Genomic DNA, 15891 nt, shown 5'->3' with positions numbered 1-15891 from the left:
CCTGGTGCATTGGTTTGCAGCAGGCTAATCGCTTCTGCAATCACTTTTAAAGGCTCGAGAATTTCTTTGCTGGCGGCACTGATAAAGTGACTGCGTAAACTATCAACCCGTCTTTTTTCGGTGATGTCGCGCACTATGCCAATAAAAATCGGTTCCCCATTTTGGAATACGCGCGATACCATTAAATCCATCGGAAACTGATCTCCATTACGCCGCAATCCACTAACCTCCCGCCCAATGCCGAGAATATTCTTTTTACCTGTTTTCAGATGATTTTTTAGGTATTCGTCGTGCTGTGATTTGTGCGGCTCAGGCATGAGTTCGCTGACGTTCCTGCCGATAATCTGCTTGGCGCGATAACCAAAAATAGTCTCGGCGGCGTGATTAAAGCTTTGGATGATCCCGTCTTTTGAAATGGTGATGATTCCGTCCGCAATATCATTGAGGATTGTCTGGGTGTGTTGGGTGCTGGCTTCGAGCGCAGCTTTGTCATGCGCGTGTTGTTGCTCGTGATTCATGGTTTGCACAAATTGTGCGATGCTTTTAAGGATGGGTTCCAGCTCGTCGGCAGTTTGGTTGGTGTAACCAAGGGGCGAGTTGGCTAGCCCGAGAATAGCAATTTGTTCGCGCCCACTGAATATAGGAATGCCAATAAAACTGCCGATGATCGGGTGCCCCTGAGGCAGAGTGCCTGCGCGCATATCGCGTGCGAGGTTGGGACTGATGATAGGTTTGTCCGAGCGCATAATCATGCCGAACAAATTGTCCAGGTTACGATATTCGCCATTTTCCGGCAGATTAGTCGCGCGGAAGCTTTCCAGTATGCGATCATCTTTTTTGTGGCTACCAAAGACCAGTGCACACATATAAGGGTTTTGTGCTGAGTCTTTTTTTACTTGACCAATAAAACCTAACTCGCTGTGGCAAATTGGCAGGGTCTCATGTAATAGCGTACTGAGCGCAGTTTTTATGTCGCTATCACCAATGTAAATGGATTGCGCATTGTTGATAATTTTTTCCAGTTTTTGTTTGTGGTTCAATTTGTTGGTGAGCTGCAACAGGCGAAAATTTTTATTGAGCTGATCCTGCATGTTGTGAGGGGGGGGGGTGGAGGTGGGGATAACAAAAAAGATAAATAGCAAGCTCATGCCGGTCATGGCGATAGCTGTGGGGCCGTCTTCTAAAAAAATCATCACGCTGAGCGGTGAAATGGCGAGAACCACAAAACCGAGCGATGAATATTTATCAACGGTAAGTGATGTCATTGAGCCGCTGGCGACACCCGCGAGGGAAAATGCCAGCAGGGCCTGATAAATAGTGTCGTCGTGCGCAAATAATAAAATCGCTGCCATGCCCCAGGCTGCCCCGGTAATCCAAACACCAATGCGGAAGCAGCTCATCCAAAAAAGTGTGGAGTAGAGTTGGTGCACGTTGTGCCAGAAAATCCACAGGATCAGGCGTGCTAGCAAGGAACCACCCAATAATAAATTCCACAGAATAATTTCTGCCTGGCCAATGACTTTCCAATGCGAGATGCTGAGGATCAGCGCGATAATAATGGAGGAGAGCAGCGATACCGGTAGGCTATGATAGAGCGAGCGCATTTGCTCGTCAGCCAACGTAAACTGGCTGAGCACTTCATCGTCTATAGGTTGCTGTAAGAGCGTCTTCTCTGGCATTGAATATTCCGTTAGTCAAATGGTGTAAATTGTAGAAGGGTACGGGAGTGATCGAGATGGACTGTTATAAGCTGCTGTGAGTATAGAACAGCTTGTGCTGCTTTCTAGTGCGTCACCTTGATCATCCTAGTGGATCCTGGGATTGCGGCCTATTACAAGTCATTACCCGATTTTTTGGATTAAGTGCTGTTGGATATGAGGTGAATAATGAGTAGTTTAAGTGAGAAAAACTGTAGCGCTTGTCGCGCTGATTCACCCCTGCTCAGCGAGGCCGATTTGCATGCGGTGCTGCTAGAGTTGCCGGAATGGGCAGTGGAAATCGTGGCGGGAGTTAATCAGCTTACGCGCACCTATCGTTTTAACAATTTTGTGCAGGCCATGGCGTTTACCCAAGCGGTGGGGGCGTTGGCGGAGGAGTATGGCCACCACCCGGCGCTGTTAACCGAGTGGGGCAAGGTAAAGGTGAGTTGGTGGACACATAAGATTCGTGGCTTGCACGAAAATGATGTGATTATGGCGGCTAAAACAGAACAGTTATTTCATGCAAGGTTTGCCGCTGGTGCTTAACAGCGGAGCTTTTTAGTAAAGACGATTTTTAATAAAGTCGATACTGCTCGGGAATTTGTTCGATGCGATCGATCGGTGGAGTGAGTTTGTGCAAGATGCCGTCGTGAATATCGTAAATCCAACCGTGAATAGTTAACTCCTGACCACGCGCCCACGCATTTTGTACGATATTGCTGCGTGAAATATTGTCCACCTGCTGTATTACGTTCAGCTCGCATAGGCGGTTTACGCGCTCATCCTGATCATCCAGTCGATCAAGCACATTTTTGTTGGCGTAATACACATCGCGGATATTGCGCAACCAGTAATCGATCAGCCCCAGTTTGTGATTTTCCAACGCTGCCCTGACACCGCCGCAACCATAGTGACCGGTGACCATCACATGCTTCACTTTCAAAAACTCTACGGCGTAATTCAATACGGTCATGCAGTTCAAGTCGGTATGGATAACCACGTTTGCGACATTGCGGTGCACGAAGATTTCGCCCGGTGCCAGATTGAGAATCTGGTTAGCGGGTACACGGCTATCGGAGCAACCTATCCACAAATATTCCGGGGCTTGCTGTTTGGCCAGATTGGAAAAAAAGTCAGGCTCCTTACGTCTGATGTCTTCTGCCCATTTCACGTTGGCGGCAAACAGGCTATCTAAATCACTCATGGCATTCTCCCGGTGGACACTTACAAAATTCAGAATTGTGGTGCGGCTTTGCGACGCAAAAATCAGGCCGCAGTATAGGGGAAAGCGGAGGGCGAGTGTTACATTGCGCTTTTTCTTAGGCTTGATCCAGATAATCTGAAGGGATAAAAACAATGAAGCCCGCTGTGCAAAATACCCTCTACTGGCACGATTACGAAACCTGGGGCGAAACCCCTGCGGTTGATAAGCCCTCGCAATTTGCCGGTATTCGCACCGATGAAGAATTAAATATCCTCGGCGAGCCGCTGATGATCTATTGCAAACCCGCGCCGGATTTATTGCCCAAACCGGAGGCCTGTTTGATCACTGGCTTGCTACCGCAAATGGCAGAGGAGCGCGGCCTGCCGGAGTGCGAGTTTATCGCGGCGATCCATGCGGAATTGGCCCGCCCCGGTACCTGCGGTGTGGGATACAACTCCATTCGTTTCGATGATGAAGTTACCCGTTATACGCTCTACCGCAATTTTTACGATCCCTACGAGCGCGAGTGGCGCAACGGCAATTCGCGCTGGGACATTATCGATATGGTACGTATGACCCGCGCCCTGCGCCCCGAGGGCATCGAATGGCCCAATTACGAGGATGGTCGCCCCTGTTTTAAATTGGAGATGCTGAGCAAGGCCAACAATCTCAAGCATGAGGCTGCGCACGATGCGCTCTCGGATGTCTACGCGACTATCGCCGTGGCCAGGTTAATCAAAACCAGGCAACCCAAACTCTACGACTACGCTTATCGCCTGCGCGATAAACGCTTTGTGGCCAGTTTGATCGAAATTGATAGCCATAAACCGCTGCTGCATATTTCGTCGCGCTTTCCTGCTGAAAATGGCAATGCGGCGCTGGTGTTGCCGCTAATGATGCATCCCACCAACAAGAATTCGGTGATCGCCTTTAACCTCGGTACTGATCCGCAAGCGTTGCTGACCTTGCCGGTTGATGAATTGCGCTCGCGTTTATTTACCCGCACGGAGGATTTACCTGAGGGAGTTGAGCGTTTAGCACTCAAGGAGATCCACTTCAATAAAACCCCTATGGTTTTACCTCCGTCGATGCTGGACGACTCAACCGCACAGCGCTTGGCAATCGATAAACCGGCCTGTGAACAGCACTGGCAGACCTTGTGCAATCTCAGTCTCCATGAGCGGCAAGCCTTGCAGCAGAAGCTTTACCAGCTCTACAGCAGCCAGGAATTTGCGGAAAAAACCGACCCGGAACAAATGCTCTACAACGGTTTTTTTGATGAGCAAGACAAGCGCTTGATGGTGCAGGTGCGTCAAGCGACGCCCGAGTTGCTGTCAAATGAACCATTTGCTTTTCGCGATCCGCGCTTAAAAGAAATGTTGTTTCGCTACCGTGCGCGCAATTTCCCGACTAGTCTTAGCCTTGAGGAGCAGCAACGTTGGACGGCATTTTGCCGCTGGCGGTTAACCGCCAAAGAGGCGCAAGCCAGTTTAACCCTGGAGGAGTTTTATCAGCGCGTGCAGCTGCTGGTGGCGGATGCAAACACAACGGACGCACAACAAGATCTGTTAAAGCAATTGGCAGTATATGCCGATAAGTTAAAACAGAGCCTTTTTGGACCAGGTGTATAAATGACGGAGGCGTGTTTAGCAGTAATCACTACAACAATGGCCAGATGAACAAATAAGGAAAGGGTCTGGCCGGTACCCAAAATTACTTTCCATTAATAATTATATTTTCCATCTTTCACGGGGTGGACCACTATGTTGGAGGTCAAACAATGTCGGCTCGCTGGTCATTACGCAAGAAAATAAGTGCGTCAGTTGCAGTATCGCTTTTGCTTGTTGGATGCGCAGTTTCCTATCTCTCTTATTCCTCTGCCATGAAGGCGATGGAGATCAATATTAACCGTCAAGTCGCCGGTATTTCCGCGACCTTCAGTAAATACGTCCATGACTGGTTTGCTCTCAAGGGTAAGGCGCTGGAGGGCTTTCCCGCCAGTGCTACTGAAGAAAGTTACAACGCGCATCTCACCCAGGTAAAAATTTCTGCCGACGTAGACAACAGTTTTTTGGCCTTTGCCGATGGCAAACTCTACAACGCCAATAATCTGGTCATGGCGCCGGGCAATGATGATCCGCGGGTCTGGGGCTGGTATATAGCCGCCGTTAAAAATCCGCGCGAAACCTTTATCGATAACCCCTCGGTTGCATCGGCCACGGGCAAAAATGTGGTGTCGCTTGGGCGCGCGGTAATTAATAGTGATGGCAGTATCAAGGCTATTCTCGGCATAGATGTGGTGATCGATGCAATCGTTCAGCAGCTGCGCGACATCGATTTGCCAGGTAACGGTTATATGTTTATCGCGCGTGGCGACAAGGTGTTTTCCCATGCTGACCAAAAGCTGCTGAATAAACCCTTGCTGGATATCTCGTCTGATCTAACCAATAACAAGCTCGAACAACTATTACGTGCAAAAGATGGTTTGTACCTCATTGAATTGGATGGCAAGACCATGCAAATTTTTGCCGATGCGATCCCGGGTACCGATTTAACCCTGATCATGGTGCTGGAGCGCGAGCTATTGGTCGGCCCTGTCCATTCAACGCTGCTGGGGCAGTTAGCCGCAATTTTGATTTTGCTGGTAGTGACAATATTGGTGCTCAACTGGTTTAACGGCGTGCTGTTATTGCCACTCCACAATGTGTCCCAGTCGCTGTCGGATATTGCATCCGGCGGTGGGGATTTGTCGCGTCGTCTGCCGGTGACTTCCAATGATGAAGTCGGGCTGTTGGCTGCGAATTTCAATTCGTTTGTCGAGCACATGAATGATTTGGTCAAGCATATCCGCACCCAGGCGACTGACCTGCAGGACAATGCCCGTGCTATGGCCGATTCAGCGGTGACATCAGTGCGTGAGCTGGGTGTACAGCAACAGCAAATCGGGATGGTAGTGCAGGCCATGAATGAGATGACCAGCGCGACCCAGGAAATCGCTCATCATGCGGAACACACTGCAGGTTCGGTACGCGAATCAGTCAACAGCGCGAGTGATGGCAAGCAGCAAGTGGATAAAACCCGCGACTCAATTGTGGTGCTCGCTGAGAAGGTGGAGCAGGCCGGCGGCGTTATTTCTACCCTCAACACCAATGCGCAAAATATCAGCGGTATTCTCGCTACCATCAAAGGCATTGCCGAACAGACCAACTTGCTTGCGCTTAACGCGGCGATTGAAGCAGCGCGTGCCGGTGAACAGGGCAGGGGCTTTGCCGTGGTGGCAGATGAAGTGCGTGTGCTGTCTCAGCGCACTCATGCCAGCACCGAGGAAATCCAGTCCATGATTGGCTCTTTGCAATCGACCGCGCAAAATGCGGTGTCGATTATGGAGGAGGGGCGTCGCCTTGCCACTGGTAGTGTCGATAATGCCGACAACGCCTCCCACTCCCTGGATAAAATTAACGTAGCAGTAGGTGCAATCAGTGGCATGGCGGTGCAGATTGCCACTGCAGCAGAAGAGCAAAGCCATGTGGTGAAAGAGGTGTTGAATAATATCAACGCGATTAAACAAGTGGCTGACAACTCCGCTGAAGTTGCCCACCAAGGTGATGCGCGTGCACAAAGCTTACAGGATTTGGCACGTGCGCTTAACGCTAAGGTGTCCACCTTCCGCCTGTAATAATTGCTGGATTTATTTGCACAGCAGAAGCAGCTCACAAGGCTGCTTTTGTTTTTTTGGTCAAGGGTTTGGTTAATGGCTGAGAGCTATTTTCATTTGGTGCGAAAAGCCGCTATTTAGCGGCGGCAAGTGTGGGAATTTGGTTGGCTTGCGAGTACAATCCCGCGCCCAAGTAGGTACTGGTCTATGGCTTGTGCCCGGTGAATTGTCAACGAGTTATAGCGGGAGTTTCCCATGTCATCTATCAAGAAAGTCGTGTTGGCCTATTCCGGTGGCCTCGATACCTCAGTAATCGTCAAATGGCTGCAAGAAAACTACAACTGTGAAGTAATCACCTTCACCGCTGACATTGGTCAGGGCGAAGAAGTAGAGCCAGCGCGCGCTAAAGCAGAAGCGCTTGGTGTTAAGCAAATTTATATCGACGATCTGCGCGAAGAATTTGTCCGCGATTTCGTATTCCCTATGTTCCGCGCTAACACCATATACGAAGGTGAATATCTGCTCGGTACGTCTATCGCCCGCCCATTGATTGCCAAGCGTTTGATTGAAATCGCCAACGAAGTGGGTGCAGATGCAATTTCCCACGGCGCTACCGGTAAAGGTAATGACCAGGTGCGCTTCGAGCTGGGTGCTTACGCACTGAAGCCAGGCATCAAAGTAATCGCCCCATGGCGTGAGTGGGATCTGACCTCTCGCGAAACCCTGATGGCCTATTGTGAGAAGCACAATATCCCGGTTGATTACTCCAAGAAGAAAAAATCACCTTACTCTATGGATGCCAACCTGCTGCACATCTCTTACGAAGGCAAAGTTCTGGAAAACCCATGGACTGAAGCTGAAGAAGATATGTGGCGCTGGACTGTTGCTCCTGAAGCAGCTCCGGATAAAGCGACATACCTTGAATTGACTTACGAAAAAGGCGATATCGTCGCTATAGATGGCAAACCAATGTCTCCCGCTACCGTACTGGCTTACTTGAACAAAGTCGGTGGTGAGAATGGTGTCGGTCGTCTGGATATCGTAGAGAACCGCTACGTAGGTATGAAATCTCGCGGCTGCTATGAAACTCCTGGTGGCACCATCATGATGCGCGCGCATCGTGCGATTGAATCTATCACCCTGGACCGTGAAGTTGCCCACTTGAAGGACAGCTTGATTCCCAAGTATGCGGACATGATTTACAACGGCTACTGGTGGAGCCCAGAGCGTCTGATGATGCAAGCGATGATCGATCAGTCACAAGTGCATGTGAATGGCGATGTGCGTGTGAAGCTGTACAAAGGTTCTGTAAGTGTGGTTGGTCGTCGTTCTCCCGACAGCCTATTTGATGAAAAAATAGCGACCTTTGAAGATGATGCCGGTGCATACAACCAGAAAGATGCTGAAGGCTTCATTAAACTGAATGCGCTGCGTATGCGTATTGCTGCTAACAAAGGCCGTTCGCTCAAGTAGAACAGTTCATTAAAACATTGTGGCACCTGCATCCACTTGCAGATGCGGGTTGCCAATTAATGACCTATTGTGGATCTATTGATCAAAAGCGCTCTGTTCGCAGGTAAAAGCGCATAAATTATTTGATAAATATCAATCCTGTACCGACAAGGGTGAGACAAATTGCCGCTCATAAGGCAAAATGCCGCACCTAAAGTAGGGTTATAGGCTTGCTATAAATTGGCCTTTTACAAAGATAGTGCCGTGTTGCTCCGGGCGATAAGTAGCGCTGACAGAGACAAAAAGTTTTCATTTTTCTTTAAGTAATAGGAAAGTCCTATGGGTAGTCATGCGACAGTAGCTGGAGATCCTCCAGTATACGATTTCGATATAGTGCGCAAATTCTCCATTATGACCATTGTATGGGGCATATTTGGGATGGGAGTTGGCGTTCTTATCGCTTCTCAATTGGTTTGGCCAGGTCTGAATGATCTGCTCCAGCCTTACACCAGCTTCGGTCGCTTGCGTCCGCTGCATACCAACGCGGTTATTTTTGCCTTTGGTGGCTGTGCGCTTTTTGCTACTTCTTATTATGTGGTTCAGCGTACCTGTCAGGCTCCACTCTTTGGTGGCTGGTTAGTCCCCTTCACGTTCTGGGGTTGGCAGGCGGTTATTGTTCTGGCAGCGATTACCCTGCCATTGGGTATGACCTCTGCTAAAGAGTATGCCGAGCTGGAGTGGCCAATCGATATCCTGTTGGCACTGGTGTGGATTTCGTACGCGATTGTATTCTTCGGTACTATCGTCAAGCGTCGTACGTCCCACATCTATGTAGCTAACTGGTTCTACGGTGGTTTTATTGTCACTGTTGCCGTGCTGCACATTGTTAACAGTGCAGCTATCCCGGTTACCCTGACCAAATCCTATTCTGCCTACGCAGGTGCTGCCGATGCCATGGTGCAATGGTGGTATGGCCACAACGCGGTAGGCTTCTTCCTGACTGCAGGTTTCCTCGGCATGATGTATTACTTTGTGCCGAAACAGGCCGGTCGTCCGGTTTACTCTTATCAATTGTCTATCGTGCACTTTTGGGCGTTGATCTCCCTTTATATCTGGGCGGGTTCGCACCACTTGCACTACTCCGCATTGCCGGATTGGACCCAGTCTTTGGGTATGGTGATGTCGCTGATCCTGCTCGCGCCAAGCTGGGGTGGGATGATCAACGGTATTATGACCCTGTCAGGTGCATGGCATAAATTGCGCACTGACCCAACGTTGCGTTTCCTCGTTGTCGCCCTGTCTTTCTACGGTATGTCTACCTTTGAAGGCCCGATGATGGCAATCAAAAACGTCAACGCACTCTCGCACAACACCGACTGGACCGTGGGTCACGTTCACTCAGGCGCCTTGGGTTGGGTGGCGATGATTTCTATCGGTGCGCTCTACCACATGCTGCCAAAACTGTTTAACCGTGAAGAGATGTACAGCGTAAAACTGATCAACTTGCACTTCTGGTTGGCAACTGTAGGCACTGTACTTTACGTAGTAGCCATGTGGATCAACGGTATTGGCCAAGGTTTGATGTGGCGTGCATTTAACCCGGATGGCTCACTCACTTATAGTTTCATTGAAACAGTCGTGTTCAGTAAGGGCGGTTATGTCATGCGTGCAATCGGCGGTGCCTTCTTCCTGACAGGCATGTTGATTATGGCTTACAACACCTATCGCACTGTCAACGCGTCCAAAAAAGCGGCCGAAAGTGTTAACCAGCCTGTTCAGGCACCAGCTGTCTAAGGGGAGTGCCATGAAAGGCCATGAGATAGTAGAAAAAAATATCGGCTTGATGACTGTGTTTATGGTTGTCGCCATTAGTTTTGGTGGTTTGGTGGAAATTGTTCCGCAATTCTTCCTTAAACAAACCACTACTCCAATTGAAGGTTTAAAGCCGCTCAATGCAGTGCAACTGGAAGGCCGCGATGTATACATCCGTGAAGGTTGCCATGTATGCCATACCCAAATGGTGCGTCCATTACGTGCAGAAGTTGAGCGTTATGGTCATTACTCGGTAGCGGGCGAGTCGGTCTACGAGCACCCGTTCCTCTGGGGTTCCAAGCGTACTGGTCCGGATTTGGCACGTGTAGGTGGCCGTTACTCGGATGATTGGCACAAGGTTCATTTGTTTAACCCGCGCATCGTCGTACCAGAGTCGATTATGCCTGCCTATCCGCACTTGTATGACAACAAGCTCGACGGGAAGCACACTGAGGATAAGATGCGCGCGTTGTCGAAAGTGGGTGTTCCCTACACCGAAGAGGACTTTGCCGGTGCAAAAAGAGCGGTGCAAGGCGTAACGGAAATGGATGCGCTGGTGGCTTACCTGCAAAACTTGGGCGTGTTGCTCAAAGAGAAGCGCTAATGGACGCAGGCACAGTCGGCGCAATTTCAACGGTTCTGGTAACCATCGCTTTCTTCGGTGTTTGCTTCTGGGCGTTTTCGCCCAAGCTCAAAAAGCGCTTTGAAGAAGATGCCAAGTTGCCATTTGCTGATGAACCTCAAGACAAGCACACAGATGATCACAAGTAATCATCGATTAGGGCGGATTTAACTATGAGTACTTTTTGGAGCCTTTGGATCGTTATCCTGACAACCACCAATCTGGTGCTGTTGTTATGGATTCTCCTCGCCAACCGCAAGCGTGCGGTGGCAGGGGAAGAAAGCACGGAAGCAAAAACCACCGGTCATGAATATGACGGTATTGAGGAATATGATAATCCTTTACCACGTTGGTGGTTTTGGATGTTCATCCTGACGTTTGTATTCTCTATTGGATACCTGATTATTTACCCTGGTATGGGCGCTTACGAGGGCCTGAAGGATGGAGAGGGTAAGTCTTGGACCTCAGTTAACGAATTGCGTGGTCATCAAGCGGAAGCGGAAAAAGTCTATGCAGAAACCTATGGCGTCTACTCCAAGATGCCAATTGAGGAAGTGGCCAAGAATCCGGACGCGCTCAAAATGGGCTTCCGTTTATTCTCCAACAACTGTGCTGTGTGCCATGGTGCGGACGGTGGCGGTAACCCGGGTTTCCCGAATTTGACCGACAAAGATTGGCTGTATGGCGGCACACCGGAAAAAATTCATGAAACTATCGTGCTTGGCCGCAAAGCAGCGATGCCTGCCTGGGGCTCAATTCTGGGCGAAGAGGGTGTTGCCGATGTCGCAGAATATGTACTGAAAATCTCTGACAATGATCACGATGCTGCACGAGCCGAAGTCGGCGCCAAGCTCTTTGCAACTAATTGTGTTGCTTGCCACGGCGCTGATGGCAAGGGTAACCAACTGGTTGGCGCACCCAATCTGACTGACAATATCTGGCTCTACGGTGGTGAAGCAGCCACTATTCGCCAGACTCTGCGTGACGGCCGTAACGGGGTAATGCCAGCGCAGCAAGAATTGTTGAAAGAAGATCGTATACATTTGCTGGCTGCTTACGTTTACAGCCTGTCACTGGAAGAATCCAACTAATTCTTCCTGCAAGGAAGGCAGGCTCAGGCCTGCCTTTTTTTTCGCGCTCAATTAGCTTCTTGCTACCGCAGTGACCGGGTAGGGAGAATATGAGGTAATTCCTTTGAGTGAAAAACCTTCGTCAGAACACAAATCAGCTGCGGATAACAGTATCCGCTATGTAAACCTCTACGAGGCTGATGACAAAATCTACACCCGCCGTATCACCGGTTTTTATCAGCGGTTACGCCGCTATACTGGCCTTCCATTGATGCTTGGCTTTCTGATAATGCCATGGCTGGTGATTGATGGTCGCCCCGCGATTCTGTTTGATCTTCCCGAGCGTAAATTCCATATCCTATGGCTTACCTTCTGGCCGCAAGATGCGATGTATCTCGCGTGGTTGCTGGTGATTGCTGCCTTTCTACTATTTACAGTAACCGTATTGGTTGGGCGCGTCTGGTGTGGGTTTACCTGCCCGCAAACTGTTTGGACACAAATGTTTATTTGGGCCGAGCATTTGTGTGAAGGTGACCGCAATAAACGTATGAAGTTGGATGCTCAGCCTTGGGGGCTTGAAAAGCTGTGGCGAAAGGGCGCGACACAATCGATCTGGATCACCATATCGCTAGTTACATCCCTGACCTTTGTCGGATATTTCACTCCTGTCCGCGATTTGGTGGTTGGATTTTTCACCTTTAATTTGGATTTGATAACCACTTTTTGGGTGTTTCTATATTTGGTCGCGACCTACATGAACGCCGGGTTTATGCGCGAGCAATTCTGCAAATATATATGCCCCTATGCGCGCTTTCAGGCGGTTATGTACGATCAGGATACCTTAACTGTTTCCTACAACAGTGTCCGTGGTGAAAAACGGGGGCCGCGCAAGATTGGAGATGATTACAAGGCACAAGGTTTAGGCGATTGTATCGACTGTTCCTGGTGTGTGCAGGTGTGCCCGGTAGATATCGATATTCGCGATGGGTTGCAGGCGGAGTGCATCGATTGCGGCTTGTGTGTTGATGCATGCAATAGCGTAATGGATAAGATGGATTACCCGCGCGGCCTGATCAGCTTCACCACGGAAGATGCCATTTTGAATGGCAAAACCAAGGTCCTCCGCCCCCGTTTACTCGGTTATGGATTGATGTTGACGATCATGATTTCGCTGTTCGTCTACTCCATTGCCACCCGTGTGCCGGTCGGTTTGGAAGCGCAGCGTGACCGCGGTGTGCGCATGTACCGCGTGGTGGAAGATAGTATCCAGAACGTATATACCTTGAAAATCAGTAATATGGATCGTGCAACCCATACTTATGATGTCGAAGTGGAGGGTGACTACCAGTTTGATGTTCAGGGTTACAAATCAATTCCCGCTATTGAAGGAGAAGTATTGACGATTCCGGTGCGGGTTTCGGTTAAAAAGTCTGAATTAAAAAGTAAAAAGTCCGAGATCCGTTTTCGTGTACGAGCGCGGGAAAATCCGGAAATTACTGCAACCAACACGACAACCTTTATCGGTCCTTAAGCGATTGTTTTTCAGGATATGTGCATGAGCGTTTTACAGCAAGATCCTACTAGCGAGTTAGCGGACGAGGCGAGTAAGCCTTGGTATCGCCAATTTTGGTTCTGGTTTGTATTCAGTCCGTTAATTTACATCATCATTATGTGTTCCGTTACCGTGACTATTGCGCTCAAAGGCGCTGATGATGTGATTATCGATAACTATTATAAAGAAGGGCGCATGATTAATCAGGCGCTGGAGCAGGACAAGCGCGCGCAAGCGTTGGGCTTAAGTGGTGACCTCAGTTTCGACCGTACTAGCGGTGAGATCTCCCTGACGATTGCCAATGCGCCTGTTGATTCGACCATAATGCCAAAGCAACTACTATTGATGATGGGGCATCCCGTTAAAGCGGCGAAGGACCAGCTTATTACTCTGGACGCAATCGCACCGGGCAAATATCGTGGTGAGTTGGTGAGCGAGCCGGATTATTCCTGGTACTTAACGCTTTACCCCGTCAACGATATTGCCTTGCGCAAAGAAGCGCCATGGACATTGAGTGGGGAAATCAACTTTCGCTCCACCGAAAAAACCCTGTTAGCGCCGCGCGTCAAGTGATCGGGCAGTGAATGGAGACCCCAGCGTCCCCCACTAATATCTCCACTGGGCAGGCCTGTTATCACTGCGGCCTGCCGGTGTCTCCCGCCAGCTATTACCCTGTGACCATCCAGAGTACAGAACAGCTTATGTGCTGCCCCGGCTGCCAAGCGGTGGCTATGGCAATCGTTGATGGTGGTTTGGAAAATTTTTACCAATTTCGCACTGCAAACAATGATCGTCCCGAACTGCTGGAGTCGCCGCGCTGGGATATCTACGATCTGCCTGAAGTACAGTCCGAGTTTGTGATTCCCTTTGACGATAAGCTCAAACAGGCCAATCTGTTGCTTGAGGGTATTAGCTGCGCCGCTTGCAGCTGGTTGATTGAAACCCATCTCAAAAAAAATCCGGCGATGCAGTCGGTCACTGTCAATGTGAGTACACATCGTTGCGCCATCGTGTGGGACTCACAATATCCACTTAGCAAGATCTTCCAATCTCTCGCCACCATTGGCTATCTACCGCGCCCTGCTACCGACGACCAACAACAGCAGTTGATCAAAAAAGAAAACCGCGTTGCCCTGTTTCGTATTGGTGTTGCGGGTTTTGGCACCATGCAGGCGATGATGGTGGCGGTGGGGATGTATACCGGTGCAACCGATTTCTGGCTGGATTTTTTGCGCTGGCTGTCGATGCTGGTGGCGACACCGGTGGTATTTTTTTCCGCCTGGCCGTTTTTCCAAGCCGCCTGGCGCAGCGTTCAAATGCGCCATCTGGTAATGGATGTGCCGGTCGCATTGGCGATCGGCTTGGCGTATAGCGCCAGCGTCTGGGCGACAATCTCAGGCACCGGCGAGGTCTATTTTGAATCCGTCTCCATGTTCACGTTGTTCCTATTGGTGGGGCGCTATGTGGAGCTGCGCGCGCGCCACCGCAACCGCCTTGCGTTTGGCAATCTCGCGCAGTTAATGCCGCTTACCGCTTGCTGTTTGCGCGTTGAAAACGGCTGCGAAGTCGAGCAGTCGATGCCAATCAAAACGCTCAAGCTGGGCGACCTGATTCTGGTTAAAGCGGGTGAAACCTTTCCTTGTGATGGCCGTGTGCTGGCCGGTGAAAGCGCGGTAGTGGAGGCGCTGTTGACCGGTGAATCCCGCCCTGTAAGCAAAAAACCGGGTGATCTGGTGATCGCGGGTACGCTCAATAATCACAGCCCATTAAAAGTAGAAGTGACTGCTCTGGGCGCGGCGACCCAACTCTCGGCCATCGAGCGCCTGGCAACCCAGGCGGCAGATGAAAAGCCACAGCAGGTACTGGCGGCCGACCGTATCGCGCGTTTTTTTATCGCCCGTTTGTTGGTGGTATGCAGCGCTGTGTTTGCGTTTTGGCTTTGGTATCGCCCCGAGCAGGCGCTTTGGGTCACGCTCTCAGTACTAGTGGTGACTTGTCCCTGCGCTCTGGCCTTGGCGATGCCCGCGGCCTTATCGGCCGCAACTGCCAACTTGCGCAAGCGCGGATTTCTGGTGGCGCGCGGCCATGTGATCGAGGCATTGAACGGTATTAATCGGGTTGTTTTCGATAAGACCGGCACCCTGACCAAAGGCCAGTTTGCAGTCGAGCAGGTCAGCGTGTTCAGCGATGTCGATTTCTCAAGAGAACAAGTATTGGGATTGGCTGCTGCGCTTGAAGCGGGGTCCAACCACCCTTTGGCCGCTGCCTTCCGCCCTTGGCAAGATAAATACAAAGCGGAAGACGTCAAGCAAATCACCGCCGCAGGCGTAGAGGGGCGAATTGAAGGGGAGACGTACCGTCTGGGCACGGCAGAGTTTGCAGCTGAATTTTTGAGGGATAAGGCTTTAATCGCATTACCAGATGCACTCCATACATGGCTGTTACTGGCGAATGAACACATGCCGCTCGCCTGGATTGCCCTGGCCGATGAAGTGCGCCCGGATGCAGCGGTCTTGATCCAGCGCCTTAAAGCCTGCGGCATTGCCGTCGAGCTATTAAGTGGTGATCAGTCCGGCGCAGTCGTGCAACTCGCGCAGCAATTAGGTATTGATGATTATGTTGCCGGTGCAAAACCGGGCGACAAATTGTCGCATCTGAGCCAGCGCCAGGCGGCCGGTGATAAAGTGCTGATGATTGGCGATGGCATTAACGATGTGCCCGTGCTCGCCGGTGCCGATGTCTCGGTTGCCATGGCGTCAGCCTCGGATCTGGCGCAAACCCGCGCCGATTCCGTACTGCTTAATGATCGCCTTGAGGTGATTGC

General features: G+C 50.4%; 13 protein-coding genes. 11 read left to right on the top strand and 2 right to left on the bottom strand.

Annotated features, from left to right (window positions below; genetic code table 11):
• Positions 1 to 1679 (bottom strand): PAS domain S-box protein (locus ACWA6V_RS05735; RefSeq protein WP_449521584.1); only part of this gene is annotated, 1679 nt, incomplete at its 3' end.
• A gap of 207 nt (positions 1680 to 1886) precedes the next feature.
• On the opposite strand from ACWA6V_RS05735, the gene ACWA6V_RS05730 reads away from it, so the two are divergent.
• Positions 1887 to 2246, top strand: a complete 360-nt coding sequence (locus ACWA6V_RS05730) for a 4a-hydroxytetrahydrobiopterin dehydratase (RefSeq protein WP_449521583.1) — start codon at positions 1887 to 1889, stop codon at positions 2244 to 2246.
• A 28-nt stretch (positions 2247 to 2274) separates the two neighbouring features.
• Here the strand turns inward: ACWA6V_RS05730 and can are convergent, their stop codons facing one another.
• Complete coding sequence (gene can / locus ACWA6V_RS05725) at positions 2275 to 2904, bottom strand: carbonate dehydratase (RefSeq protein WP_310073370.1); 630 nt, start codon at positions 2902 to 2904, stop codon at positions 2275 to 2277.
• A gap of 152 nt (positions 2905 to 3056) precedes the next feature.
• Between can and sbcB the strand changes: the two genes are divergently transcribed.
• The 10 genes from sbcB to ACWA6V_RS05675 form a co-directional block, all read left to right on the top strand.
• Positions 3057 to 4535: an exodeoxyribonuclease I gene (gene sbcB / locus ACWA6V_RS05720; RefSeq protein ID WP_449521582.1), complete on the top strand. Its 1479-nt coding sequence runs from the start codon at positions 3057 to 3059 to the stop codon at positions 4533 to 4535.
• 149 nt (positions 4536 to 4684) lie between these two features.
• Positions 4685 to 6580 (top strand): methyl-accepting chemotaxis protein, encoded by a 1896-nt coding sequence (locus tag ACWA6V_RS05715; RefSeq protein WP_449521581.1) that lies wholly within the window; start codon positions 4685 to 4687, stop codon positions 6578 to 6580.
• 234 nt (positions 6581 to 6814) lie between these two features.
• Positions 6815 to 8032 carry an argininosuccinate synthase gene (locus ACWA6V_RS05710; RefSeq protein ID WP_310073377.1) on the top strand — a complete coding sequence of 406 codons (1218 nt, stop codon included), beginning with the start codon at positions 6815 to 6817 and terminating at the stop codon, positions 8030 to 8032.
• A gap of 318 nt (positions 8033 to 8350) precedes the next feature.
• Positions 8351 to 9805 (top strand): cytochrome-c oxidase, cbb3-type subunit I, encoded by a 1455-nt coding sequence (gene ccoN, locus ACWA6V_RS05705; protein WP_449521580.1) that lies wholly within the window; start codon positions 8351 to 8353, stop codon positions 9803 to 9805.
• A gap of 10 nt (positions 9806 to 9815) precedes the next feature.
• A complete protein-coding gene (ccoO, locus tag ACWA6V_RS05700) occupies positions 9816 to 10427 on the top strand; it encodes a cytochrome-c oxidase, cbb3-type subunit II (RefSeq protein ID WP_449521579.1) in 612 nt (203 codons plus the stop codon).
• The gene (locus ACWA6V_RS05695; RefSeq protein WP_310073383.1) at positions 10427 to 10594 is read left to right on the top strand and encodes a cbb3-type cytochrome oxidase subunit 3; all 168 of its coding nucleotides are present in this window, start codon (positions 10427 to 10429) and stop codon (positions 10592 to 10594) included. The genes ccoO and ACWA6V_RS05695 overlap by 1 nt, the downstream gene beginning before the upstream one ends.
• Before the next feature lie 24 nt (positions 10595 to 10618).
• Positions 10619 to 11536 carry a cytochrome-c oxidase, cbb3-type subunit III gene (ccoP, locus tag ACWA6V_RS05690; protein ID WP_449521578.1) on the top strand — a complete coding sequence of 306 codons (918 nt, stop codon included), beginning with the start codon at positions 10619 to 10621 and terminating at the stop codon, positions 11534 to 11536.
• A 103-nt stretch (positions 11537 to 11639) separates the two neighbouring features.
• Entirely contained in the window at positions 11640 to 13046 is a 1407-nt protein-coding gene (gene ccoG / locus ACWA6V_RS05685) for a cytochrome c oxidase accessory protein CcoG (protein ID WP_449521577.1), read from the top strand.
• 24 nt (positions 13047 to 13070) lie between these two features.
• Positions 13071 to 13640 (top strand): FixH family protein, encoded by a 570-nt coding sequence (locus ACWA6V_RS05680; RefSeq protein WP_449521576.1) that lies wholly within the window; start codon positions 13071 to 13073, stop codon positions 13638 to 13640.
• 11 nt (positions 13641 to 13651) lie between these two features.
• A partial coding sequence (locus ACWA6V_RS05675; RefSeq protein WP_449521575.1) for a heavy metal translocating P-type ATPase occupies positions 13652 to 15891 on the top strand: 2240 nt, incomplete at its 3' end.

Source organism: Cellvibrio sp. (genome assembly GCF_053579595.1).
This window is presented reverse-complemented; position numbering and strand designations above follow the sequence as displayed.